At 68.2% G+C, this 24,702-nt stretch carries 26 protein-coding genes; 15 read left to right on the top strand and 11 right to left on the bottom strand.

Features of this window, described 5'->3' with window-relative positions; translation table 11 throughout:
• The first annotated feature begins 204 nt into the window (after positions 1 to 204).
• Positions 205 to 726, top strand: coding sequence for a PaaI family thioesterase (locus U9977_RS07610; protein WP_322748480.1), 522 nt, complete (start codon positions 205 to 207; stop codon positions 724 to 726).
• A 129-nt stretch (positions 727 to 855) separates the two neighbouring features.
• Positions 856 to 1,281 carry a hypothetical protein gene (locus U9977_RS07605; protein ID WP_322748479.1) on the top strand — a complete coding sequence of 142 codons (426 nt, stop codon included), beginning with the start codon at positions 856 to 858 and terminating at the stop codon, positions 1,279 to 1,281.
• Between the two features lie 92 nt (positions 1,282 to 1,373).
• Here U9977_RS07605 and U9977_RS07600 read toward each other — a convergent pair whose 3' ends face one another.
• Genes U9977_RS07600 through U9977_RS07585 form a run of 4 tightly spaced genes read right to left on the bottom strand, consistent with a single transcriptional unit; the run spans position 1,374 to position 4,877 of the window.
• A complete protein-coding gene (locus U9977_RS07600) occupies positions 1,374 to 2,570 on the bottom strand; it encodes an ABC transporter permease (RefSeq protein WP_322748478.1) in 1,197 nt (398 codons plus the stop codon).
• On the bottom strand, positions 2,570 to 3,235 hold the full coding sequence (locus tag U9977_RS07595; RefSeq protein WP_322748477.1) for an ABC transporter ATP-binding protein: 666 nt from the start codon (positions 3,233 to 3,235) through the stop codon (positions 2,570 to 2,572). Before U9977_RS07595 ends, U9977_RS07600 begins: the two co-directional genes overlap by 1 nt.
• Positions 3,232 to 4,311 carry a peptidoglycan-binding domain-containing protein gene (locus U9977_RS07590; RefSeq protein WP_322748476.1) on the bottom strand — a complete coding sequence of 360 codons (1,080 nt, stop codon included), beginning with the start codon at positions 4,309 to 4,311 and terminating at the stop codon, positions 3,232 to 3,234. Before U9977_RS07590 ends, U9977_RS07595 begins: the two co-directional genes overlap by 4 nt.
• Positions 4,308 to 4,877, bottom strand: a complete 570-nt coding sequence (locus tag U9977_RS07585; protein WP_322748475.1) for a hypothetical protein — start codon at positions 4,875 to 4,877, stop codon at positions 4,308 to 4,310. The genes U9977_RS07590 and U9977_RS07585 overlap by 4 nt, the downstream gene beginning before the upstream one ends.
• Before the next feature lie 119 nt (positions 4,878 to 4,996).
• Here U9977_RS07585 and U9977_RS07580 point away from each other — a divergent pair, with 119 nt between their 5' ends.
• The 6 genes from U9977_RS07580 (at position 4,997) to U9977_RS07555 (ending at position 9,251) form a co-directional block, all read left to right on the top strand.
• A complete protein-coding gene (locus U9977_RS07580; RefSeq protein WP_322748474.1) occupies positions 4,997 to 5,653 on the top strand; it encodes a response regulator transcription factor in 657 nt (218 codons plus the stop codon).
• Complete coding sequence (locus U9977_RS07575; protein ID WP_322748473.1) at positions 5,650 to 6,846, top strand: sensor histidine kinase; 1,197 nt, start codon at positions 5,650 to 5,652, stop codon at positions 6,844 to 6,846. The genes U9977_RS07580 and U9977_RS07575 overlap by 4 nt, the downstream gene beginning before the upstream one ends.
• Before the next feature lie 91 nt (positions 6,847 to 6,937).
• Entirely contained in the window at positions 6,938 to 7,336 is a 399-nt protein-coding gene (locus U9977_RS07570; RefSeq protein ID WP_322748472.1) for a peptidase inhibitor family I36 protein, read from the top strand.
• A 127-nt stretch (positions 7,337 to 7,463) separates the two neighbouring features.
• Positions 7,464 to 8,354, top strand: a complete 891-nt coding sequence (locus tag U9977_RS07565; RefSeq protein ID WP_322748471.1) for a hypothetical protein — start codon at positions 7,464 to 7,466, stop codon at positions 8,352 to 8,354.
• 174 nt (positions 8,355 to 8,528) lie between these two features.
• Complete coding sequence (locus tag U9977_RS07560) at positions 8,529 to 8,873, top strand: transposase family protein (RefSeq protein ID WP_322748470.1); 345 nt, start codon at positions 8,529 to 8,531, stop codon at positions 8,871 to 8,873.
• Positions 8,874 to 8,876: 3 nt separating this feature from the next.
• The gene (locus U9977_RS07555) at positions 8,877 to 9,251 is read left to right on the top strand and encodes a transposase (RefSeq protein WP_322748469.1); all 375 of its coding nucleotides are present in this window, start codon (positions 8,877 to 8,879) and stop codon (positions 9,249 to 9,251) included.
• A gap of 99 nt (positions 9,252 to 9,350) precedes the next feature.
• Here the strand turns inward: U9977_RS07555 and U9977_RS07550 are convergent, their stop codons facing one another.
• Positions 9,351 to 9,563, bottom strand: coding sequence for a helix-turn-helix transcriptional regulator (locus U9977_RS07550; protein WP_322748468.1), 213 nt, complete (start codon positions 9,561 to 9,563; stop codon positions 9,351 to 9,353).
• A 981-nt stretch (positions 9,564 to 10,544) separates the two neighbouring features.
• Here U9977_RS07550 and U9977_RS07545 point away from each other — a divergent pair.
• Both U9977_RS07545 and U9977_RS07540 read left to right on the top strand, forming a co-directional pair.
• On the top strand, positions 10,545 to 12,386 hold the full coding sequence (locus U9977_RS07545) for a hypothetical protein (RefSeq protein ID WP_322748467.1): 1,842 nt from the start codon (positions 10,545 to 10,547) through the stop codon (positions 12,384 to 12,386).
• Positions 12,387 to 12,565: 179 nt separating this feature from the next.
• Entirely contained in the window at positions 12,566 to 13,588 is a 1,023-nt protein-coding gene (locus U9977_RS07540; protein ID WP_322748466.1) for an expansin EXLX1 family cellulose-binding protein, read from the top strand.
• A gap of 102 nt (positions 13,589 to 13,690) precedes the next feature.
• On the opposite strand, the gene U9977_RS07535 is transcribed toward U9977_RS07540, so the two are convergent.
• The gene (locus U9977_RS07535; protein WP_322748465.1) at positions 13,691 to 14,341 is read right to left on the bottom strand and encodes a phosphoribosyltransferase; all 651 of its coding nucleotides are present in this window, start codon (positions 14,339 to 14,341) and stop codon (positions 13,691 to 13,693) included.
• The gene (locus tag U9977_RS07530; RefSeq protein WP_322748464.1) at positions 14,338 to 15,132 is read right to left on the bottom strand and encodes a DUF1918 domain-containing protein; all 795 of its coding nucleotides are present in this window, start codon (positions 15,130 to 15,132) and stop codon (positions 14,338 to 14,340) included. The genes U9977_RS07535 and U9977_RS07530 overlap by 4 nt, the downstream gene beginning before the upstream one ends.
• Positions 15,133 to 16,011: 879 nt before the next feature.
• On the opposite strand from U9977_RS07530, the gene U9977_RS07525 reads away from it, so the two are divergent.
• Positions 16,012 to 16,452: a DUF2795 domain-containing protein gene (locus U9977_RS07525; protein WP_322748463.1), complete on the top strand. Its 441-nt coding sequence runs from the start codon at positions 16,012 to 16,014 to the stop codon at positions 16,450 to 16,452.
• Between the two features lie 73 nt (positions 16,453 to 16,525).
• On the opposite strand, the gene U9977_RS07520 is transcribed toward U9977_RS07525, so the two are convergent.
• Complete coding sequence (locus tag U9977_RS07520) at positions 16,526 to 16,768, bottom strand: acyl carrier protein (RefSeq protein ID WP_416210506.1); 243 nt, start codon at positions 16,766 to 16,768, stop codon at positions 16,526 to 16,528.
• Between the two features lie 167 nt (positions 16,769 to 16,935).
• Here U9977_RS07520 and U9977_RS07515 point away from each other — a divergent pair, with 167 nt between their 5' ends.
• The 3 genes from U9977_RS07515 (at position 16,936) to U9977_RS07505 (ending at position 20,590) form a co-directional block, all read left to right on the top strand.
• Positions 16,936 to 17,886, top strand: coding sequence for a dihydroorotate dehydrogenase (locus U9977_RS07515; RefSeq protein ID WP_322748461.1), 951 nt, complete (start codon positions 16,936 to 16,938; stop codon positions 17,884 to 17,886).
• A 106-nt stretch (positions 17,887 to 17,992) separates the two neighbouring features.
• Positions 17,993 to 19,804, top strand: coding sequence for an NAD-binding protein (locus tag U9977_RS07510; protein WP_322748460.1), 1,812 nt, complete (start codon positions 17,993 to 17,995; stop codon positions 19,802 to 19,804).
• Between the two features lie 261 nt (positions 19,805 to 20,065).
• Positions 20,066 to 20,590 carry a hypothetical protein gene (locus tag U9977_RS07505; protein WP_322748459.1) on the top strand — a complete coding sequence of 175 codons (525 nt, stop codon included), beginning with the start codon at positions 20,066 to 20,068 and terminating at the stop codon, positions 20,588 to 20,590.
• Here U9977_RS07505 and U9977_RS07500 read toward each other — a convergent pair.
• The 3 genes from U9977_RS07500 to U9977_RS07490 form a co-directional block, all read right to left on the bottom strand.
• Positions 20,587 to 21,456 (bottom strand): N-acetylmuramoyl-L-alanine amidase, encoded by an 870-nt coding sequence (locus U9977_RS07500; protein ID WP_322748458.1) that lies wholly within the window; start codon positions 21,454 to 21,456, stop codon positions 20,587 to 20,589. The genes U9977_RS07505 and U9977_RS07500 overlap by 4 nt on opposite strands.
• Before the next feature lie 256 nt (positions 21,457 to 21,712).
• Positions 21,713 to 22,660, bottom strand: a complete 948-nt coding sequence (locus tag U9977_RS07495; RefSeq protein ID WP_322748457.1) for a CoA ester lyase — start codon at positions 22,658 to 22,660, stop codon at positions 21,713 to 21,715.
• Entirely contained in the window at positions 22,657 to 23,742 is a 1,086-nt protein-coding gene (locus U9977_RS07490) for a CoA ester lyase (protein ID WP_322748456.1), read from the bottom strand. The genes U9977_RS07495 and U9977_RS07490 overlap by 4 nt, the downstream gene beginning before the upstream one ends.
• A gap of 298 nt (positions 23,743 to 24,040) precedes the next feature.
• Here U9977_RS07490 and U9977_RS07485 point away from each other — a divergent pair.
• On the top strand, positions 24,041 to 24,702 hold a 662-nt coding region (locus U9977_RS07485), incomplete at its 3' end, for an ABC transporter ATP-binding protein (RefSeq protein WP_416210505.1).

The raw sequence follows: 24,702 nt of genomic DNA, 5'->3' as shown, positions 1-24,702 counted from the left end.
CTCCTGTCACTGTCTGGCTACTCACTGGCTGGCAATGCATTCGGTGAGGTCACGGGCCATGTTGCTCTAACCTGGATGCCGCACTCCAGGTTGCGATGAGACTGTTGCTAATCGTTATATGTTTATACTGATATCGAGGCATGCCCGCAACCGCGGCGAGCGTGTGGAGAGCACCATGCGGCCAGAAGGGGTGGCACTCGTCGGATGAGTGACAACGGACCGCGCTGGACGGGCTCGGACTTCCAGGTGCCACCGAGGGCTGGCGGTGCGGTGGCGCTGTGTGGCGCCTGTTCCCGCACGGGACAGTGCCACCTGGGGATGCTCCGCGAGCAGTTGGACGACGGGGTGCTGCGGGCGCACGTGACCTGTTCGCCGGAGCATGAAGGCGGTCCGAACGTCGCCCATGGCGGCTGGACGGCGGGGATCATGGACGAGGTGCTCGGACACCTGCCCATGCACCTGGGGACACTCGCGGTCACGGCGACACTTGAGATCAAATTCATCCGCCCCGTTCCGATCGGGCGTGACCTGCTGGCATCGTCCTGGCTGGACAGGCGTGAGGGCCAGCGGCTGTATGTGGTCGGCGAGCTGCGGCTGGCGGCCACGAATGCCGAGCTCGCCACCGCTAAAGGCGTTTTCGTCGCCCGCGACCGCGCGCACTTCGACCGCCAGCAGGCCTGGCTCGCCGAGCAGGACGCGGCCGGGGATCCCGCACCGAGAGCCTGAGACCCCGCACCAAACCATCGCATCCCAGCACTATCATCGCTACGATCAACCGTGCGCAATCATCGATCCGCGACAGAGCAGCCGCGGAAACCCTCGAGCCAGCCTCTGACAAAGGATGAGCAACGGGCGGTGGTCAAAGCATGGCACGAAATACCCAAGCACACCAGAGCTGAAGTCAGGAAGCTGGCAAAGCGTCGCCTGCGGCATCCGGACCCGGTCGTCGCGGCAACAGCCGAGAACCTGGCGAAATACTACCTGCATGAGACTCGCCGAAGCTGGGTATTCGCGCTCCTCGCGCTCCTCACCTTTCCGATGGATGCCGCTGCGGGCCTCCTGATAGAAATTCTGCCCGGATACCTATCTCCGACCGCCGGCGCCGCATTCATAATCAGCGGCGGGATTTGGGGTGGTCTTTTCGGCGTTGCCTGGCAAGGTCGTCGCGGAGCAAAGCGAATCCTGGCTGCGAAACCGCAGCCACCGGATCCCGCAGCCACGCCGGCAGCCGTTGCGGTCGACAGCCTCGCACCGGGCGAAGTGGATATCATCCAACGCTGACCGTCGCCTTGACCGCTTGATTCCGCCATGCCTCGCCAAACCAGGGTATCCCCGTGCCATCGTCGTTACGACCGTTTGAACCCGCGCTCCTGTCACGGCGCGGTCAGGGCTGCGACCGGGGTGAGACGGGCGGCGCGGATGGCGGGATAGAGGCCGGCGATCATGCCGACCGGCAGCGTGACAACCACGCCGCCCAACCAGGCGACCAGCGGAATGACCACCGGCCAGTGCTGCGTCGCCGCGTACCCACCCGTGGCGAGCACGCCGAGGATCACACCGCCGACACCGCCGAGACCAGCCAGCAGCAGCGATTCCATGAGGAACTGAAGGCGGACCTGTCCCCGGGTCGCGCCGAGGGCGCGACGAAGGCCGATCTCACCGCGCCGCTCGAGTACCGAAATGACCATGGTGTTGGCCACACCTACCCCGCCGACCACCAGGGCGACCGCACCGAGCCCGAGGAGGAGGCGGTCAAGCGTCCGGTGGGTGGCGCGCTGCGCGGCGAGCGCATCCGAGGGACGGGAGACCCGAACCTCGTACGGGCTTTGCGGGTTCACCGTCGCCGGCAACACCGACCGGACGGCCTCCACCTCGGACGGCGCGGATCGCGTGTACAGCGTCGTGGGATGGGCGTCGAAACGAAGGTAGGTCTCGGCTGCGCTCCATCCGACCAGGGCGGCGTTGTCCAGTTCGGGGGCGAGCGGGACGGGTCCGAGCACGCCGACCACGCCGAACCACTGGCCACCCAACCAGACCCGGGTTCCGGGCAGGTGGACCGCGAGCTTCTCGGCGGCCCGGGCGCCGAGGACGACAGCAGGGAAGGTCGAGGTCGCCCGGTTGAGCCAGCGGCCCTCGGTAACGCCACCGCTGACCGTGTCCAGCAGTCCCGGCTGGACGGCCAGTACCGCGATGGCGCCGGTGTTGCCCACGTCGATGTGGTCATTGCGGTAGATCGAGGCGTTGACGCGCCCGGTCGCGGACACCGAGTACACCGGGGCAATCCGGGTCGCCATCTGGACCGATTCGGTCGGGAGCTTCGCCCTTTCCCCCAGTACGGTCTGGCCGGGTGCGGCGATGAGCAGGTTGGTGCCGAGCGTGTCCAGTCGCCGGTCCAGATCGGCGCGGCTGGACGAGGAGACACCGAGGACGGCGACCATGGCCGCGATCCCGAGCGAAATGCCCAGTGTCGCGAGCCCCACCCGCAGCGGTCGAGACCGCAGGCCGGCGGAACCGACCCGGAGCGTGTCGGCCAAGCCGAGCCGTGCGGGGCGTGGCAGGGCGCCGGCCATCAGACCACCTTCCCGTCGAGAAGGCGCACCTGGCGCGGCAGCCGGTCGGCGATGTCACGGTCATGGGTGATGACCACGACGGTGGTACCGGCCGTGTGAAGCTCGTGCAGGATGTCCAGCACGGCAGCGCCTGAACCCGTGTCCAGATTGCCGGTCGGCTCGTCCGTCAGTAGCAACATGGGGACACCGACCACGGCGCGAGCGATGGCGACCCGTTGCCGCTCCCCGCCGGACAGTTCGTGTGGCCGGTGTTCGAGCCGGTGGCCGAGCCCGACACGGTGCAGCGCCGCCTCGGCACGCCGACGACGTTCGCGGATCGGGACGCCGGCGTAAAGCAGTCCGTTCGCCACGTTGTCCAGGCACGACACACCGTCGGCGAGATGGAAGTTCTGGAAGACAAACCCGATGCGGTGCGCCCGCAGCGCGGATAGTCGGCGGTCGGGCAGCGCTGCCACGTCGTGTCCGTCCAGGTACACGCTGCCGGTAGAAGGCCGGTCAAGAGTACCCATGATGTGCAGCATCGTCGATTTCCCGGAGCCGGAACGACCGACGACGGCCACCATCTCCCCGCTGTGGACGGTCAGGTCGACGTCCCGGAGGGCGGCGACGCCCCCGGGGTACACCTTGGAAACGCCGTGCATCTGCACCACCGCAGGCGGATTCATGCCGGCACCTTCACCTTCACACCCGCATCGATGCCGGCAGCGCTGACCTCGACCCGGCCGTCCGCGAACAATCCGGTCCGCACCGGTACCACCCGACTCAGGTCGCCGTCGACGATCTCCAGGGCGTACCCTCCCTCGATCGGCGCGAGCAGCGCGGCGACCGGTACCGTCAGCACGTTCTCCCGCTGGTCCAGAACGTGTCGCACCTTCACCGGCGCCTGATCCAGCCCCTTGACCGCATCCTGGTTCGCGATGGTGACGGTGACCGTCACGGTGGCCTGCTGGGCACCGCTGCCAGCCGGGGCGTTCGCATCGTCGCCGCCGGCCTGTGCGCTCGCCTGGGTGCCGACGTCGGCTACCACGCCGGGCATCGCGGCGCCAGCCGGCAGCACGATGTCCACGTTGGTGCCCTTAACCGCCCATGCCGTGTTCTGCGCCGGGACCTGGGCGGTCACCGCCTTGGTCGTGCCGGTGCAGGCGAGCACCTGGCCGGTCGCGGCCGCACCGAGCCGGGCCATCCGGCTGGCGACCCGGACCGGCCCGGGTAGGTAGATGACCTCGGCGACGTCCACCGTGCCGGTCTCCGGCCGACCCAGGTCCCGCTGCCAGCGCTTGACCGCCGCCGCCGTCTCGGCCGTGTACCGCTGGTCGACCGTGAAGCCGGTGTATCCGAGCGCGCGCAGGTTGGTCTCAAACTGGTTGACGTCATTGCCGACCGTGTCGGGCGCGAGCGGGCGGTACATGGGCAGGTCACCGTAGAGCAGCACGACCGGCAGTTCATCGGCGCGCAGTAGGGCACGGCCCCGCTCCACCGTGTCACCGGCGTTGGGCAGCCAGGTGAGCGTGCCGGGCGCCCTGGAGTCGACCGGTTGGGTCGGGCCGTAACTGAGTGTTCCGTCCACGAAGGCGGTCTGCATAAGGGTTGTGCGGGTGATCTCGGCGGTGACCGCTGGCGGCGATGAGCCGGCCGGAACCGCCGATGAGGGGCGCTGCGCGAGGTGCACAGTCAATGCGCCGACGGTGAGGGTCAGCGCAGCCGCCACCGCGCCGATAACGAGGCCAGTGCGCATCCTCATCCGCCGATCGTGCCGCCGCCGGTTGCAGGCCTGACCTGCTGCTGGCAGGTCTGCAGGCCCGACGCCAGACTCGGGTCGTCCTTGAGCCGCGCGGCCAGCTGGTCGCTGACGTGAGGGTCGCCGGTCACCGGGTCGGGGTCCGGATATTCCGGCACGCCGTGTCCCCGCAGGCACACGGCGAGCCGACGCTGGGCCTCGACCGCCTGCTGATCGGGCCGCTCCGCGTCGACGGCCGACGGCAGGTACGGACGGCACTTCTGCGAGGCGGTGTTGACTACGCCGATGTTCGTGCGTTCCTTGTCGATCTGCGGCATGCCCTCGGCGGTTGACTGGTCGAGCAGCGTGACACCGTTGCTCAGCAGGCAGTCGCGATACCGCGTGGCCTGGCTGCCGCGGTCGGCGCTGCTCTGGACCGCCGATGGCGAGCCGGCCGAGACGGACACCACGTGCGATGTCCCGCCCCCGCCGGCGCAGCCGGACAGCAAGGCCACCGCCAGTCCGGCCGCTGACACCGGACCGCTCAGCGGAAGGCGTCGGCTCGCGGCCGGATTTCCCGTGTTCGTCATGGCAGTGATGGAACTCGGTTGACGATAAGATCACCGTAAGCGATGATGCTTACGCGCTTCTTATGCGGATTCGTTCACAATCTCCTCAGCGCTGCGGACCGGTCGAGGGGGGAGCGTCCATGCGGGTGCTGGTCGCCGAGGACGAGGGGCTGCTGGCTGACGCCATCGCCGAGGGCCTGCGGCGGGAGGCGATCGCGGTCGACGTCGTCTACGACGGCGCCGAGGCCCTGGAACGGTTGGGCGTCAATGACTATGACGTCCTGGTACTCGACCGGGACCTACCGATCGTGCATGGCGACGACGTGTGCCGCAGCCTCGTCGGGTCGGACGCGGACACCCGGGTGCTGATGCTCACCGCGTCCGGCGAGGTGAGTGACCGGGTCGCCGGCTTGTCGCTCGGCGCCGACGACTACCTGCCGAAACCGTTCGCGTTCCCGGAGCTCGTCGCCCGGGTGCGCGCCCTGGCCCGGCGGGCGCGGCCGGCCGCGCTCCCGGTACTACGCCGGGCGGGTATCGAACTTGACCCGGCGCGCCGGCAGGTGACTCGGGCCGGTCTCTTTGTCTCCTTGTCCCGCAAGGAGTTCGGGGTGCTCCAGGAGCTTCTCCTCGCCGACGGGGCGGTGGTGAGCGCCGAGCAGCTCCTGGCGAAGGTCTGGGACGAGAATATCGATCCGCTGACGAACGTCGTCCGGGTGACCGTCATGACACTGCGCCGCAAACTCGGTCAACCGCCGCTCGTGGAGACCGTCACCGGCGTTGGGTACCGGCTGCCATGACCAGGCTGCCCGTCCGCACTCGGCTGGCCCTGCTCTTCGGCTGTCTGGGACTGGTCGTGAGCGGGTTGACTCTGCTCGTCGCCTACCTGGTGGCCGACCACGCCATCGCGCAGCTGCCGATCGACATCTCCGTCGTGGTACAGGCGACGCCGAACTCCGAAGACCAGGCCGCGCAGTCCAAAGCCCGGCAGGTGCTCGCGGAGCGGACCATCCGGGAACAGCTGCGCTCACAGACCCTGGCTCCGCTGGTGGATCGCGGGTTGATCCTGGCAACCGGACTGACTGCCGCCAGCCTGGTCGCCGGCTGGTTCGTCGCGGGTGCGACGTTGCGCCCATTGCGTCAGATCACCGCTACAGCCCGCCGTGTCGCGGACCGTAGCCTGCACGAACGGGTCACCTTGACCGCTGCCCGGGACGAGTGGTGGGAGCTGGGCTCCGCGATCAACGCCATGCTGTCTCGCCTCGACGCAACCTTCGCGGCGCAGCGGCAGTTCGTCGGCAACGCCTCGCACGAGCTCAAGACGCCGTTGGCGATCAATCAGACCCTGCTCGAGGTGGCGATGAGCCGCCCCGACGCCCCAGTCGAGCTGATCCGCCTTGGTGAAACCATGCTGGCGGTGAATGCTCGGCACGAGCGGCTGGTGGACGGGCTGCTCGCCCTGGCCCGGGCCGAGCACGGCATCGCGGATCCGCGGCCGGTTGACCTCGCGGAGGTCGTCAGAGACGTGCTGACCCTTTTGCAACCGGAGGCCGACCGACTGAAGCTGCAGGTCACCGCCGAGGCCAGCCCGGTTGTCGTCGACGGCGACCGCATCCTGCTCGACCGGCTCGTGCAGAACCTGCTGCAGAACGCCATCCGGCACAACGTCACCGGCGGCTGGTTACGGGTCGCCGCCGGCCCGGTCGACGGCGACGCCCGGCTCGCCGTGGTCAACAGCGGCCCGGTCCTCACTGCGGCGAGCGTGCCCGAGCTGTTCGAGCCGTTCCAGCGTGCGGCGAACCGCGTGCATTCGGCCCGGGGCACCGGCCTGGGACTGTCAATTGTGCGGTCGGTCGCCCAGGCGCACGGTGGCACGGTGAGCGCGGTCGCCCGCGACGAAGGCGGCCTCGACGTAGTGGTGACGATCTCCGCCGCAGGCAGCGATCACCCTGCGATGATCAAGCGTCACCGACTAACAGATCCGCCATCGTGAGTCAAGACACGAAACCTCGTGACTATCCCCGCCCTCCGGCCGGTCGAATGATTAACCATATTCAACCGGACAGCTCTGGAGGAAGAAGACAATGCGTATCAAGCGATCATTCATCGCGCTGGCTGCGGTCGCCGCCTGCCTCGGCACCGGGCTGGGGGTAGCGGCCCCGGCCAACGCGGCAACCGGCAAGAACGGGGTGCTGGAGTCGGGCGAGTTCGGCCTCTACTACCTGCAGAACCAGGGCGGGTACGTGTTCGACCTGTACGTGTCCGACTCGAACTTCGCCAACGACGTTTTCCCTGGAACCAGCATCTCGGCCAACGACAACACCGAGTCCTACAAGAACCGGGACACCTACTGGTGGCACGTGTTCACCAACGCGAATTACACCGGTTCGCACGGCTGCCTGCCGGCGGGCTACAGCGGAAACGCGTCGGCGACGTTCAAGAACACGATCTCGTCGGCGTACTACTCATCGAGCTCCTGCTGATCGTTCGACCCATGGTGATCGTCGCTCCGCCCATCGCTATTGGGCGGAGCGACGATCACCGGCATGGTACCGCCGTGGCCGGCAGGGCACGGCCGCCCGATCCACGCCGTCATTCCGGAGACGAACCATGGCCTTGAATCGCCGGTACGCCGGAGCCGGCACCGCCCTCGCCGTACTCCTGGTACTCGCCGGATGCTCAGCCCAGACAGCCGGCACCGCGCCGACCGAGCCGGCCATCGGCGAGGTGCCACGGTTGCTGGAGAGTGCGGCACTGCGGTTGCCGGTGGAGGATTATCTGCCGAGCCGACAGGAGAACGAACGCCTCGCCGGGGCCAACCTGGTGCTGATCCAGCGGTGTATGGCCCGGTTCGGCATCGCATACGACGTGAAGCAGGTACCCGCGAGCGACTACGGCCCAATCAGCCTGGCCGACCGGCGGTACGGCATTACGGACGCCGAACTGGCCAGGACCGCCGGGTACGGACTCGGCCCACGGGACCCGACTCGGCGGGCTGCACCGGACAAGCCGAACATCGGCGCCGACGGCGAGACCGTGCTGTCCGGCCAGGGACGGTCGGTGGTCAACGGGCTTGCCGTACCTCTTGGCGGGTGCATCGGCGAGGCGGACCGGACTCTCAACAAGTCAGTGCCGGCAACAGCCGACCTGCGCAGAGGCAACACTGCGCAGCTTCTTTCCTTCGAGGAGTCCAAGGAAGACAGCCGGGTCAGAGCCGTTTTCGCCCTCTGGTCGGCCTGCATGAGCGAGTCGGGCTACCATTACGCCGATCCACTCGCCGCCGCCGGAGATCCCGCCTTCACGGTGCCGCCGAGCCCAGCCCAAATCTCTGTCGCACTAGCGGACATCGCCTGCAAAGCCCGGACGAACGTGGTCGGTGTGTGGTTTACCGTCGACTCGGCATATCAACGACGGGCCATCGACGCGGATCACAACGGCTTCACGAATGCCCGCACTGCGATCGCCGCCCGCGACCGCACCGCTGCGACAGTGAGCCCGTAGGAGAGGTCCCAAGCCACAGCCGTTTTATGACCATCATTGCCGGTTGGTCGTCCCTGCTACGCCTATTGTTGTTTCCTCGTAGTGAGCTGCTGACGGTGTGTCGATTCGTGGAATAGGACAAAGCCCCGGTAGGAGGAGTGGCCTTCTCACAAACCTCTCGACACCGGAGCTTCGTTGTCCCAGTCTGCCACAGCGTTCCTCGAGGAAGAGGGCGCCGGGTCGGTGCTGTCACCGCTGACCTGCTGCGAAAGGGCGGGTGACGCTGCCGGGCCGGCGTCGGTCGCCGCTGGCCTGCTCGACTATTTCGCCGCGGTCCCCGACCACCGCTGCGCGCGCTGGGTCGACCACCCGTTGGCCGCTGTGCTGGCGCTGTGCGCCGCCGCGGTCGTGGCCGGCATGCGCTCGTTCACCGCGATCGCCGGCTGGGTCGACGACACGCCCGCCGACCTACGGGCCTCGCTCTACCGCCGCTGCGGCCAGCCGGCGGCGGCCCGAGCGCCGTCCAAAGGCACGCTGTAGCGGGTGGTCACCGGCATCGCCGCCGCCCCGGTCGACGCCGCGATCGGGGCCTGGCTGTCCGGCCAGGCCGCCGCACCACCGGCCAGCCCGCAGCCCGGCCGCGAAGGCCACAGGGAACTGACGGCGCTGGCGGCCGACGGTAAGACGGTCCGCGGCGCGAAAGACGCCGACGGCACTCAGGTACACCTGCTCGCAGCGATGACCCACGACACCGGCCTGGTCCTGGCACAGACCGACGTCGCCGCGAAGACGAACGAGATTCCAATGCTGCCCGCGCTCCTGGACGGCCTCGACCTCACCGGCGTGATCCTGACCGCCGACGCCACCGGCCCCACCGGCCCCACCGGCCCCACCGGCCCTTCGAGATCCTCGGACTGATCAACTGATCTTGAAATAGCCGTGGGTCCCAAGCGCTGCGCTCTGGGCCATCTCGTCCCTCCTGCCCAGTAGCCGATCGCACCGTCAATCGATTGTCGCTCAGTCAATGGTCGAGTCAAGCTTCAGGCCCAGCCGAACCAGTTCCGCAGAGTTGACAACACCGGTCTTCGCCCGCACCCGTCGAATGTATGTGTCCACCGTCGAATCGGCGATGCCAAGTCGTCTGCCGATTTGCGAGTAGGTAAACCCGCGGGCGAAGTGCGCGAGCACATCCCTTTCCCGAGGCGACAGTCGCGCGAGCTCCTCTGTCAAGATCCATCCTTTGAGATATCTTGATCCATCAGGCCAGACCGCTCCCGACCATCTACCGCACTGCCATCGCGGTCACCACCAACACGGGAACAAGGCGAGAAGAGACGACCGTCGACCTTGTACGTGACACCCACGGAAGTCGCAGAGAATGAAGCCGGCTACACATGAATGCACTCCGAAATCCGACGAAAAAGACCTGCACCGGGCAACAGCGCAGCCCGAAAGAAAGGCACGGTGACCTGCACGTCCGAATGAACGCGCAGCAAACAGCACCAACACAAGCGGAACGCGGAAGACGCGTCACCATGGGCACAGCAATGCGCCCATGGTTAAGATCAGAAGACGGCCAGGCCGCTACCCGGACACGAGAGCAGCGTCAATGTCCGGTACAGGTGGATTCATGCTGCGCAGCATGGCACACCGAGCGTCGTGGAGTCGAGCTTTTCCGCATCAGACACAACCATCATCCACATGCGGACTCCGATGACACCACCGCACGCCGAAGGTTCCCTGCGGGCGGGATCGGCACGAAGCCCGCCAGGACGGCCGTGCGCCCCAACGGCCGTGCACCCGGACCGCGCCACCGGCGGTCGACCGTCGCCGATTCACCTTAAGAAAAGTCTACTGTCAATCAATCAACACACAACAAGTTGCCGAGACTGAAACGGGGCCTGACCGGCGAAAGTCGCCAGCCCAAAAGTTGGCACCAACGCCGAGATAAGACACCGTTGCCGCGGTTGACGGCCACCCAGTGTGGCAGAGTGCAGCTGGATTCGCATCGCTCCTACCCGTGCCATCCGCGGGCGCCGGCGTGAGCCGCTCGGAGAACCCAGCCATTCGATGAGGTGAAGACCCGCCGTGAGCAAGCACCGCCGGGGCCCGATAAGGGTCTGGCTGAATCGGCGGCATGCCGTCGCTGTTACCGTACTCGACCGGCAAAGTCAAGATCAGTCAACAATACATCGGGCGCGGGTACTCACGATGCCGGTGGTCGCGGTCGCGACCCTCCTTCTCGTCAACGGTTCCGCGGCCACATCGCAGGCGAATTCCAACGCAGGCCCACCTCCCGGGCCGGCGCGACCGCCGGCCGACGGCGGGAGCTTCCCGATGCCGAGGCTTGTCACCTCGGGCGGTTCCGGCACCTCTGGTGGCGATGGCTCCACGCCGAGCACGCAGAGCCTGGCGGTGGCGGCGGCCACCGGAGCCGGCGTGGTCGTGACACTCGGTACCGGTGACAAGGGGATACCGGACCGGGTCCTCGCGGCGTATCAGAAGGCGGCGCAGCGGACCGCGCGCGAGCGGCCCGGCTGCCAGCTGGCCTGGCCGCTGCTGGCCGGGATCGGCAAGGTCGAATCCGGCCACGGCGCCGGCCGTTCCATCAGCGCCGACGGCACGATCACGCCGTCGATCGTCGGACTGCCCCTCGACGGCAACGACGGACGCGCCCTGATCCTGGACACCGACGGCGGTAACTGGGACGGTGACACGTTCTTCGACCGTGCCGTCGGACCCATGCAGTTCATCCCCTCGACCTGGCAGGGATCGGGCCGTGACGGAAACGACGATGGCCAGCGCAACCCGAACAACATCGATGACGCGGCCCTCGCCACCGCGGGCTATCTGTGCGCGTACAACCGCAACCTGACCGACCCGACGCAGCTGCGGGCGGCGGTCTTCGCGTACAACCCGTCGGACGACTACGTCCGGGCGGTGCTGGCCTGGACGACCGGTTACAGCGACAGCGGAGTGATCGCGCTGCCCACAGCAGCCACGGCCGGCACGCCGGCGCCGGGCAGCGGGCCCATACCCGTACCGACCATCACAGTCACCTCACAGCCACAAGCGCCCGGAACACCGATGCCGACGCCGTCGGCCGCCTGCCCTGTCATCACCGTCGAGAGCGCCACGCTGACCGCGACACCGACCAACCTCGACGACGGCGTTCCCGGCTACGAAGCCCTCGACATCGCCGGAGTCCTCACCGCGACGACCGCCACCCCGGTCGCAGCTCCGGTCACCGCCGCCGTCAACGCGACGCTGTCCGACAGCCACGGATGGATGATCACGAGTGTCCATACGGTTGTCACCGCCGACGCCCCCGGCGCGGTCACACCACGACAACTCGCCCGCTTCGACGGAACAACCATCGGCGAAGCCGGTGCGGACGGCGCCCTCACCGTCACGCTCACTCCGGAGTCAGACGCCGCCGGCTGCGCGGCCGCGCCGCCCACCACCTTCGATGTCGGCGGTCTGAGCCCGGCGGACTTCGCCGGCTGGACCACCACACCGGCGCGACTGCACGCCCGCCTCGCCGACTACGCCCAGCTGGGCCAGGTCGAACCGGCCACCGCCGACGCGTTGGGCGCCCTGATCCCCGCCAGCGTCACCGGCCCCGGAGCGCTCACGCCGTTCCTCGACCGGCTCGGGAGCGCCACCCCTGCCCAGGTCAACGACGAAGCGCGGGCCCGACTGACAAGTCTCGCCGAACGCCTGAACAATCAGCAGACACAGAGCACGCCGTCGCCGGCGCCAACTGCCACGCCCGCTCCAACTGCCACGCCCGCTCCGACAGCGACGCCTGCTCCGACGCCATCTTCAACACCCACGCCGGCACCGGCACCGGCACCGGCACCGGCGAGCACTACCCCGACGGCTGCCCCAGCGCCGACCCCGGCGTCCGCCGCCACCTCGGCCGGGGCCGCTGGCGCAGCGCCGACGGCATCCCCCGCGCCGACACCCGCTCCGGCCCAGACACAGACACAGACACAGACACAGACAACTCCAGCGGCTTCGGCAACTTCGGCAACCTCGCCGCCTGCATAGGCCGATCAGAGATCGCTCGCCAACGGAAAATCAACAGAAAAGCTACAGATGAACTCCTAATGTGAAAGTGACGCAAACGGTGTGGACTGGGTGGAATCCACCCAGCTAAGGTTCGTGGCGCTGGGTGGGGATCGCAGCGACGGGGAGTCGTACTTCCCGTCCATGGCCACGGAGGGGTCTTGACCCAGTCACCACCTGCCGGCACATCCATGCCACGCCACCGCCGGGCAACACAATCGCTGCCGGCGCGGTTGCACTGGTATTCCGCCGTTGCCGTGCTCACCGGTACTGCGGCTGTGCTCAGCATCATCACCAGTTGCCAGCCGACCGAGCTCACGAGCCAGCCGGTACCCATCACCGCGACGTCTGCGCAGGCCCCCGGGGCACCAAGTGATCCGCGGCCCACGCCGCCGAGCACTCAGCCCGCCTCGTCATCCGCGCCGACATCGGCGACCACGGCGACCCAGGTGCCACCGGCGACGACGACCCACTCCGCGACCCCGACCGTGAAACCGGGAGGCAGCGCGGCGGCCACCCGGCCGGCAACGCAGCCACCGGGGCAGGGGTCGACACCGGTGACTCCCGGCCGGATCAGGCCCGGCGTCACCTACACCGGCGATGGCACGTTCTACACACTCGGCGACGGCACGGGGAACTGCCTCTACGAGGGCGCCGGCCTGGAACCAGGCCACGCGTATGCGGCTCTCAACGAGGCCGACTACGAAAACGCGCGGATGTGCGGCGGCTACGTCCGCGCCACCGGCCCCCGCGGCACCGTCGTGGTGAAAATCGTCGACCGCTGCCCCGAGTGCAAGCCGGGTGACATCGACTTCAGCCCGGAGGCGTTCGCGACCATCGCCGACCCGGTGGCCGGGCGGGTCCCGATTTCCTGGCAGCTGATCAGCCCGGCGAACATCGGTAACCTGCAGTACCGGATCAAGGAAGGGTCGTCCGCCTACTGGCTGGCCATCCAACCGCGCAACCACCGCAACCCAGTGGTCTCGCTCGAGATCAGCGTCAACGGGATCTGGCAGGCACTGCCACGCGAACAGTACAACTACTTCCTCGCGCCGAACGGCCTGGGCGCGGGCCCGTTCACCGTCCGGGTGACCGACATCTACGGCCAGCAGATCGTCAACTCCGGAATCACGCTCAGCCCGACGACGGTTCAATCGACCGCGTCGCAGTTCGCCCAGCACTGACCGGAACCAGCACCGACCGGAACCAGCACTGGCAAAGACGACCAGCGGGCTGGCAGCGGGCGCGGACGAACATCCTCGCGCCGCCGGCAGATCGCACAGGCATCACGCCAGAGCGAGACCGAGCAGCTCCCGGACCTCGTCGTCGGTCGTCTGGGCGAAGTCGGCGTAGTACTGGCCGACGGCGAAGAAGGTCGACGGCGTACTGAGGCAGACAACGCCGTCGGCAATGAGCCGCATCTGCTGGCAGGCACGCTCGGAGGCCACCGGCACAGCAACGATCACTCGGGCCGGCCGGCGTCGGCGGACCGCGTCGATGGCAGCACGCATCGTGGCTCCGGTAGCCATACCGTCATCGACGAGCAGGACGACACGACCGGTGACGTCGAGGGGCGCCCGGTCGTCGCGGTAGGCGTGTTCCCGCCGGTCAAGCTCGCGGCGCTCGGTGTCCACCACCCGGTCGATCATCTCCTCGCCGATACCGAGACCACGAATCACCTGGTCGTTGCGGACGAGCGTCCCACCGGTGGCCAGCGCCCCCATCGCAAGCTCGGCATGACCGGGCGCACCGAGCTTGCGGACGAGGAAGACGTCCATGGACGCCCGCAGCCGCTGGGCGACCTCGAAGGCGACCGGCACTCCCCCCCGGGGCAGGGCGAGGACGACGACATCGCCCCGGTCGGTGTGGCCGGCCAGGGACTCGGCCAGAGCCCGGCCGGCCGACCGCCGGTCAACGAACAATTCGGGCACCGTCACCCCCTGCCGTCACCGTTGCCACCGCCGGTGCTGCCACCGGTACTGCGACCGGTACTGCGACCGCTACCGCTAGCGGCCTTACCACCGGTGGCGGCGGCCTCGTCGGCGACACGCGGACGCACCTCGGCATCCGGACCGGGGTAGGTGAAGGTGACGTGCTCCGAATCGGACCAACTGACCAGGAACGGCGGATCACCGGACGGGGACCGCACTTCGATGATCTCTCCAAACCTTTCCGGCCTACCCAGAGTCCGCCCGTGAATGACCAGAGTGTCACCTGGGTGTGCCCGGACCAGCCGACGCGATGCGTCGGTGGTGGCACCGTCACCGGCGTGAGCGCCTGCGCCCACCCCGGCGACCGGGGTCCGGCGATGGCGGGCGATGACCTCCTGAGCGAGCGGCCGGATCAGATCCTCGATTCGCCGCGCGTCCCGTATCAGGAGATCGTCGACGGACAGGACGCCGACGATCTGGTCACCGTCGAGGACCGGCAGCCGGCGCAGAGCATGGTCCCGGAACACCTCGTACGCGCGCGCCAGTTCCACACCCACCGACAGGGTGAGGACATCGGTCGTCATCACCTGCCCGACAGCGGTCTCCACCGCGATGTCACGGGCGAGACCGCGCAGCACGATATCCCGATCTGTCACAATTCCGACCAGACGCTCATGGTCCGTGACGAGAAGCGCACCCACCCCGTGGCGGTCCATCTCCTGCGCCGCTTCCCGAATCGTCCTGGTCCGCTCCACCGTTACCGGCGGTGCGCTGACGACGCTGAGTACGTCCGTCATCGACGCTCACCTCCCGGGCCTGGACCCCTGGTCAGCGTCCCGAACGTCACGAGTCGGGACCTCCGACGACCAGCCCGTAATGTTGTTGGTAAAATATGATCTAAATATGACTAAAGGTCGTAATACCGGCCGATACCGTACAAGTCCGTCCGGCGGGTACAGCCCGGATTCCTCCGGACGCGAAGGAAGCCACCACCAGCCGCGCGACCGTCGGCGCCGCCCTGTCCTTCCCATCCCCCTCGACCATGCTCGGCACACCCCGAAGGGCGACCTTTCCATGCGCCCCGACCCGGGTACCGCCTACGAGTCGCAAGATTTCAACCACTATGGGTCAGGTGGTTCAAGGTGTCCTTTCCGTGGAAGGTGGCAGGAGTCAACACGACCCACGTGACCAACCTCCGGTCGCCTCAACAAGGAGGACGCATCGTGAAGGGAGGACGCATCGTGACGATGGTCGTGGCATACGGCGACGGCCTGGTACGGAGCGCGGCCGATCCGCCGCTCGGCACAACGCCGAGACCAGAACCGACACCCGGGCCGGACGTCCCGAAGCCTGGCCCGTGGCCCGACACGCCCATACCGGGACCCGACATCCCCGATCCCGACCCTGCGCCCGACATACCGGGACGCGAGCCAGGACCGGACATTCCCGGCCCCCTACCATGATCTGATCTGCCTCCACCGATCCCCGATCCCCGGTCCCCGATCCCCGATCGCCTCGCGGCGTCGGAACGGCCCCCGGCACGACCATCGACATAGATCCGTCTCCGGACGACCCGGCGGTTGGCGGCAGGTGGATCAGACCCAGTCGACAAGTGCGCCCGGACGATCCCCAGCGTGGACCGGTGACCAGCGTGGACCGGTGACCAGCGTGGACCGGTGACCAGCGAAGAGGAGTTGACCAAGCCGATGCAGCGCGGAAGCACCAAACACGGTCCGATCAGGGACGACAACCTTGCCCACGAGGTGGACGGGATCGTCCGGGCACGCCGGGAGACTCGCACCGAGGACTGGCGCTCCGCCGAGCCCCCGGGAGAGGACCAGCCTCAGGTAGCCCTCATGCCGGACACCTCAGGTGCCGATCGCACCGCCGGCGCGAACACGGCCGCGGATGCCCGAGCCGAGCTCGCCCGATGGTTCGACCGGCACGACTTCCCCGCTCGCGCGGCTCAGCTCGTGCACAGCCTGCGCAGCCACAACGCCCCGGACCAGCTGGTCAATTCGCTCCTCACCTTGCCCAAACGACAGCGGTACAACTCGGTTGGCGATCTCTGGCGGGCGCTGCACGGAGGCGAGGACGTCGAAACCGTCCGGTTCTGATCAACCGCATCGTGCCACGGCCGGCCCGCGGTCAACAAGCCTTACTGCCAACAAGCCTTACTGCCAACAAGCCTTATCGGACGCCCGAGCCGGCCGGGGACCTGCCCGACAGCCTCGACAGGTAACGATGGCAGGCCGCCGCGCGATCGGCGTCCTGCTTCATGATATCGCGGAAAAACTCGGCGATTTCCCGCTGGTCGTCGTTCTCCGCGTCCCGGGCAAATTGTTCGTATTCGTGGCAACCCCGCAGGGCGTGGTACTGCACGGAGATCAGATCATAGGCAACGTCACTGAATTCCGTTCCGCCGCTCGCCATCGTCAATCCTCTCCTTCGATCCGTAGCCGGCCGGTCCATGGCCCGCACTGTCTTCATCGACGCTCCCCGGCGAAGTAAACGCGTACCCGGCGTCGAATCCCGGTCGCGCACCGCACCCGGCGGAGGGCAGCCGAGCAGGCGCGCGTCAGGAAGGGAAGACTGTCGTCATGACCAGCCTCTGCGGCATCGAGCTTGAACATCCGCTCATGAACGCCGCGGGTACCTGCAAGAGCCTCGACGACGTCGACACGCTGGCCCGATCCGCCGTGGCGGCGGTCGTCGTCGGCTCCATCACCGAGCAGGCCCGCACCGGCAACGGCGGTAACGTCTACCACACCGACGCTTTCTTCTCGCTCAATGCGCTCGGTCTGCCGAACCCAGGGCTTGAATACTACCGCGAGCACCTGCCAAAAATGGTCTCGCTGGCGCACGAAGCCGGCAAGCCACTCATCGTCAGCATCGCGGGATTCAGCGCGCCGGAATACGCCCGCGCGGCACATGATGTGGCATTGACCGGCGCCGATGTCATCGAACTCAACCTGGCCTGCCCGAACGTGTGGGACGGTGGCACGCAGAAACGCATCGCCTGCTTTGACCACGGCCAGACCAGGTCCATCTGCGTTCAGGTCGGCCAGGCACTCGAAGCCGTCGCCGGCACGCGTCCGGGCACGTACCGACCACCGCCCTTCGGCATCAAGATTTCGCCGTTCTCGGATCCGGCCGGCCTGGCCGAACTCGCAGACCTTGTCGGGGCGTTGTCCCGCGAGCCATCCGGGCCGCGCTTCGTCTGCGCGGTCAACACCTTTCCCAACGCCTTCGCTCTGACCCAGGCGAACCGTCCGGTCATCGATGTCGAGCTGGCCGGGCTCGGCGGACCCGCACTCAAGCCCATGGCGCTGGGTCAGATACGGCAGCTGCGGCGGCTGTTGCCCGAAGCGGTCGAACTGATCGGAGTCGGCGGGGTCACCGATGGACGCGACGTCGTCGACTTCCTGCACGCAGGCGCGGACGCGGTTCAGGCTGCCACCGCGTTCTGGAACCGCCAGGGCGACGCCGGGGTGTTCGGTGACATCCTCACCGACTACGCCGACCAGATCGCGGACCGACCAGATCGCTAACCGACCAGATCGCTAACCGACCAGATCGCTAACCGACCAGATCGCTGACCCGGCAGTCCGACGTAAACAGGCCGTCGGGACGAGCTGGCTTCGCTACGGTGTCGCTGTGGTGACAACGCAGCCAGCACGGCCGACAGAACAACGGCAGGCCGGTCGCGTTCTATGGCCGGCGTTCTGCGTGCTGTTCACGGTGGCGGCAATCCTGGGTGCGTGGGGGCTGGCGCAGCTGAGCAGGTCCGCCGACCAGTGCCCGCCACCGGCTTCAGCGCCGTGTGGCTACACCGCCGCGGATGTCGTCTACTTCGACGCACAGCTGTTCCTGTTAGGCGCCGAACCCCTGCAGAACGGCGGCCCATTCCCGCTGCCGTTGGAGTTCGCCCGCTTCCTGGCTCCGCTCGCGACCGCGTACGGCGTGGCCGTGTCCGTGTGGAACCTGCTCACCGACCGGCGTCACCGGTGGATGGCCCGCCGGGCCCGGGACCACGCGGTCGTCATCGGCGACGACCTGTTCGCGATGACGCTCGTCCGCCGCCTTCGGGCCGCCGGCGTCCAGGTGGTCGTCATCAGCGCAGACCCCGATCTGGACCGCGCCGAGGGGCTCGTCCAGAGCGCGGCGCTCGTCGTCATCGGCGATGCCTGGGACCAGGCTGTGCTGCGTGCCGCGGGTGTGCCCCGAGCGGCCACCGTGTACGCCTGCCTGCCGGACAGCGCAGCCACCGCCGCGACGGTGGCTGCCGTGGGCGCGCTCGCCGAGCAGGAACCCGACCGGGACGAGCCACTCGCCTGCTATGCACGGCTGGCCGACGGTGAACTGGCGCTCGCGCTGAAGGCACGCCGGGTGGGGTTGTCATCGGCATCGAAGTTCCGGCTGGATTTCTTCACGCCGGAAGAACTCGCCGCGCGCACGCTCGCCGCCCGCATCCTGGAGCCCCATCTTGGTTCCGACGATCCGGTGCCGTCGATCGCGGTCGTCGGCCTGGGCCCGTTCGGTCGCGCGCTCGTCGTGGAACTGGCCAGGCTGTGGCGGGTCCGTGCCGGCGGTCCGCCGCTCCCGCTCGTTCTCATCGACACGAACGCCTCGTCCCAGCTCACTGAACTTCGACAACGCTACCGGCCGGTCGACGCGCACTGTGCGCCCCGGGCAAAGGATGAGGCCGCGCAGAGCTTCGATCTCGCGACGATTCCATGGGAAATTCTTATCCCGGCTACGGTGGATACACCGGAAATACCAGCTATACGACACCTGGTTCTCTGCGATCAGGATGAGGATGCCGCGCTGCGCAGAGGGCTGAACATGGTCCGCGGCGCCGCGGGCACCGGGCAGACCGTGACGGTCTGTGTCGGGCAACGAACCGCTCTCGGCGACCTGCTCAATCCCCATCTACTCGATCCCGGGCCGGGAGAGGTGCGGGTGTTCGCAGTCATGGGCGAGGCGGCGGAACCGGGCGAACTGCACAATGACACGCTGACGGCCCTGGCCCGCGCCATCCACGGCCAGTACCTGGTCGATGAACAGGAAAAAGGCGCCACGATCGGCGGAACCGACTCGATGCAGCCGTGGGAGACCCTACGCGCGGACCTGCGGGCGGCAAACCGAAGTCAGGCCGAGGGAATCGGTGCCAAACTCAACGCGGTCAACGCGGTCGTCATCCCGATGACCCACCCGATGACCGATTTCGCCTTCACCGCCGCCGAAACGGACATGCTCGCCCGGTTCGAACACGAGCGCTGGTGTGCGGAGCGACGAAGGGCGGGATGGACCTTCGCCCCGGTTCGCGACGACAGCCGCAAACAGCACAACCTGCTGCGCGACTGGACCGACCTGTCACCTGATCAGCGTGCCAAGGCGACCGCGACCGTCCGTCACCTTCCAGGCCTGCTGGTCGACCACGGCCTGCAGATTCTGCGCCTGCACTGACGCCAGACCCACAGGCTGGCCGTCGGTGTGAAACCGGTGGGAAACCGGTGTGAAACCGGTGGAAAACCGACAAGCCGCGGATGGAGGTTGGCCGGCGATTGACCGACACGCCCGGCGGAGGGACCGTAGGCGAATGGCAAACGTGGGTGAGCCGGTGCGCATCGTGGAGGACGAACCGATCAGCTGGCCGGACGAAGAACCGCTCGCGGTTCCCGTGCCGGCCGGACCCGAAGCCGAACCCGAACCTGTACCGGCAGGCACATGAGCGTCATCGGGTGGCGCCAGTGGGCGGTGGACGCCCACGGCCAGCTCCGGCCGGCTTGGACGCCATGGTCGCCGTTCCCGCCCGACCTGCTGCTGTGGCGCCCTGACGGCGTCACCAGGGCACTGTGCCTGCGGGCACAGCGTGACGACCTCAGCAGCCGGATGTTGCGGGTCCCCATGGCGCCGCACCCGAGGATGCCCAGCGAGGACTGTGTCTGCGGGCTGTACGCGTGGCTCTGCGCGCGGGCGCTGGCCGACGCAGCCGCCCCGACCTGGACATCACGGCCCATTGTCGTGGGCGCGGCCCGGCTCGGTGGGCGGCTCGTCGTCACCGAACGCGGGTACCGCGCGCAGTTGGGATACCCGGTGGCCGTGCTCGACCCCCGGGGCGTCGTGTCGCCGGCCTATGCGGTGGCGCGGTACCTCAGCTGGGACGCGCTCGTCGCCGAATGGGATCAGCACGACGACGGCGATCAGGATCGAGACCGGGATCGAGACCGGTATCCACCGGACCCGCTCTAACCGGTGAAGCTGGCGCCCCGTGCGGCGACGAACGCCCTGTCGGTCACCGGGCCCCAGACACCGTCGACACCGACGCCGAGAGCTGCCTGGATCGCCCGCACCGTCGCGATGTACGCAGCCTGCGAGCGCGGGCCCCAGATGCCGTCCACGGTCGTGCCCACCGCAGCCTGCTCCGCGCGGGTGTGGTGGTTCGCCCGGACAGCCTGGATGGCGGCGTCGGTCACCTGCCCCCAGATGCCGTCCACGGCCACATGCACGGCCCGCTGCAAGGCCTGCACCCGTGCCCGCGATCGTCCGCTCGCGTCCGCACCGGTACCCCCGCCCCCACCCCCGGGGCTGACGACCGGGACGATGGCGGCGACGGGTTGCGGCCCTCGCACGATCTCCGTCGCCCTGGCGATGATCCGTTCCGCGGCCGCCGCGCGCAGCGTCCCAGGGCAGCCGAAATGACCACCCCAGGCGGCGCCCCCGTCCGAATGCAGGATCAGCCCCGAGCTGCCCGGGGTGTGGGTGACGGTCAGCGCCCAGCCGAAGGTCTGCGCACCATCGGCGTATGCCTGCGCGACGGTCTCGAGCTGCGAGTCGGTCAGCGGCTCGGTGTCGAAACCTTCGGTCTCGATCGAGTCGTAGTTGGCATTGCCGACTACCTGCGCCCACGCCCGGACATCCGAGGGGACGTACTGCTCGCGCTGCCCCGCCTTGCCGGCCCACAGCGTGGACGACACCTGGGAGGCGGGGTTGTCGAACCAGCCGAACAGGCCTCCGTTGCCCTGCTGGACGTGCAGAACAAGTCCGATCGGACGGATCGCGTCGCCGTCGGTGTTACGAACTGGCCGGAAGGTGAAGCCCGGAACGATGTGCGCCACCCGGGTATCTTCCATGTTCCGTCCGGCACGTTGCCAGGTGGATACCGACCACCGGTTCCGCCGATGTCAACAACATCACCAACAGACGACACCGTGCGACGTAATGTAATCACATCAGTACCAGTTGGCGTTCAACTCCGGATATCCACCCTCGCATGCCGACTTACAGTGGGAACTCTTGTACGCTACGCGGTCATCGCAGCGGCGATAACCGCGTAGCGATAACCGCGTAGCGATAACCGCAGCCCAGGAATGGCTAATGCGCAGCCGCACGGGCGGCGGCCTCCCGGTCGAGTTCCTCGATGGCCCGGCTGACCGCGATGATGCGCCGGGCGTTGTCCACGTGCAGGTTCTCGATCATCCGGCCGTTCACGGTGGCGACACCACGGCCGGAGGCCAACGCCTCCTCCCAGACCGCGACGATGTTCCTGGCCTCCTCGAGCGCGACGTCGGTGGGCGCGAACGCCCGGTTGCAGGGCTCAACCTGCCCCGGGTGGATCAACGTCTTGCCGTCAAAGCCCAGCTGTCGCCCCTGCAGGCACTCCGCCTCGAACCCGTCGAGGTCGCGGATGTCGTTGAAGACCCCGTCCAGGATGGCCACCCCGGCGGCACGGGCCGCGAGCAGGCACAACCCGAGCCCGGACAGCAGCGGCGCCCGGCCGGGGACGTGCTCGGCGTGCAGCTCGTTGGCCAGGTCGTTGGTGCCCATCACCAGGACGGCGAGCCGCTGCGAGGCCCGGGCGATCTCCTCGGCGTGCAGCATCGCGACCGGAGTCTCGACCATCGCCCAGATCATGGTGCGGTCGGGCGCACCCGCAGCCTGGAGGCTCTTCTCGACCGCATGCACGTCCTGGGCACAGGAGATCTTCGGCACGACCACGGCGTCCGGGCCGGCCGCCGCCGCGGCACGCAGATCGTCCGCATGCCAGCGCGTGTCCAGAGCGTTGACGCGGATGGTCACCTCGCGCCCGCCGTAGGCCTGTTCGGCAACCTTCGCGCAGGCCCGTTCCCGGGCGGCCTCCTTGGCGTCCGGGGCGACGGCATCCTCCAGGTCGAGAATCAGCGCGTCCGCCGGAATGCCGCGCGCTTTCTCCAACGCCCGCTCGTTCGCCGCGGGCATGTACAGGACGGAGCGACGCGGCCGGTAGGCGGGCGCCGAGATGCCTGCCGGTGTGCCCGGCGAGGAGCTTGGCGAGGTGCTCATCGGGCGTCCTGCCTCACCGGGTCAACCAGGTCTGCGAAGCCATAGGCCACAGCCAGGTGCGGGTCACGCGCGGCCAGGGTGCGCGCGAGGTCCAGAACAACCTTGCACTGCTTGACCGAGGCGTCGTCCTGCATCTTGCCGTCCACCATGATTGCTCCGGTCCCGTCACCCATCGTATCGATCACATGTCGAGCCCAGGCAACCTCGGCGGGCTCCGGGCTGAAGACCCGCTTCGCAATGTCGATCTGCACCGGATGCAGGCTCCAGGCGCCGACACAGCCGAGCAGGAACGCGTTGCGGAACTGGTCCTCGCAGGCCACCACATCGGCGATGTCACCGAACGGCCCGTAGTACGGCAGGATCCCGTTGGCCGCGCAGGCGTCCACCATGCGGGCAAGCGTGTAATGCCACAGATCCTGCTGGTATGTGGCGCGCGGCGCGTCCGGGTCGGTCGCCGACGGGTCCTGGCGCACGAGGTATCCCGGATGCCCGCCACCGACCCTGGTCGTCTTCATCCGTCGGTCCGCGGCGAGGTCTGCCGGCCCGAGCGAGAGGCCCTGCATCCGCGGGCTCGCCCCGGCGATCTCCTCGACGTTGGCGACACCGCGCGCGGTCTCCAGGATCGCGTGGACGAGCAGCGGCCGGGTGAGCCCCGCCTTCGCCTCGAGCTGGGCGAGCAGACGGTCGACGTAGTGGATGTCCTCCGCGCCCTCGACCTTGGGCACCATGATGACATCCAGCTTGTGACCGATCGCCGGGACGAGGGTCAGCAGGTCGTCGAGGCCCCATGGTGAGTCCAGGCTGTTCACCCGCGTCCACAGCTGGGTGTCGCCGAACTCCGTGGCGGCGGCGAGTTTCGCCAGGCCCTCCCGGGCCGCGATCTTGGCATCGGCCCGGACGCCGTCTTCGAGGTTGCCCAGCACCACGTCGAGGCGGGGCAGGATGTCCGGGACCTTCGATGCCATCTTCGCGTTACTGGGGTCGAAAAAGTGGATCACACGGGAGAGCCGCTGCGGAAGCTCCCGCAGCGGCGCCGGCGCGCCCACCGCGAGCGGAGCGAAGAAGTCCTTCGGGTTGCGCATGGGAGAACTCCTGTCGGCTCGTCCAGCTATGTCATGATACGTCCAGGTACCTGAAGCCACGTACGGTTGGCGGATCCTCGTGCTGGTCGCGCGCCGGCCGCGGGGCAAGTATCGCGCCCGGGACCGCCGTGGGCATCCGATCGACATCCGATCGACCGGAAAAGGAGATGGCAGGTGGTCGGGTACGGGTTACTGTCGGCTGGTGTCCCTCTTCCAGCCGGTGAGCTCGACCGCGACCGCGACCGGTGCGGAACCGGGGGGCGGGAAACCATCCGAAGGCGCAGCGCCCGCGATCTCCATGCGGGCAGTGGTGAAGCGCTACGGAAGCCTGACCGCGGTAGACGGTCTCGACCTTGACGTTCCCGCCGGGGTCTGTCTCGGCCTGCTCGGGCCCAACGGCGCCGGCAAGTCCACCACGATGCGGATGCTGACCGCCCAGTCGATCGCCGACAGCGGCCGGATCACCATCCTCGGCTACGACGTGCCGGGCGCATCCAAGCAGGCCAGAGCGGTGATGGGCGTGGTGCCACAGGAGGACAACCTCGACACCGAGCTCACCGTCCGACAGAACCTCGCCGTGTTCGCCCGGCTGTACCGGGTACCCGCCCGGGAGCGCCGGGGCGCGGTCGATCGGGCGCTGGCCCTCGCAGACCTGGTCGATCGCGCCGACACGGTGACCGCGAACCTCTCCGGCGGGATGCGACGACGGTTACTGGTCGCCCGGGCGCTGGTCCACCGTCCCCAGCTCGTCCTGCTCGACGAGCCCACGGTGGGACTCGACCCGCAGGTCCGCCAGGAACTGTGGAGCCTGATCGCCGGCTTACGCACCGGCGGAGTGACCGTACTGATGTCAACCCACTACATCGAAGAGGCAGAACGGCTCGCTGACGACGTCGCCATCATGTCGCATGGCCGGGTTATCGCACGCGACGCGCCAGCCCGACTACTCGACGCGCACGC

It is taken from the genome of Protofrankia sp. Cas8 (assembly GCF_963555845.1).
Lineage (GTDB): Bacteria > Actinomycetota > Actinomycetes > Frankiales > Frankiaceae > Protofrankia.
The sequence above is the reverse complement of the archived record's forward strand: the minus strand, read 5'-3'. Positions and strand labels throughout refer to the sequence as shown.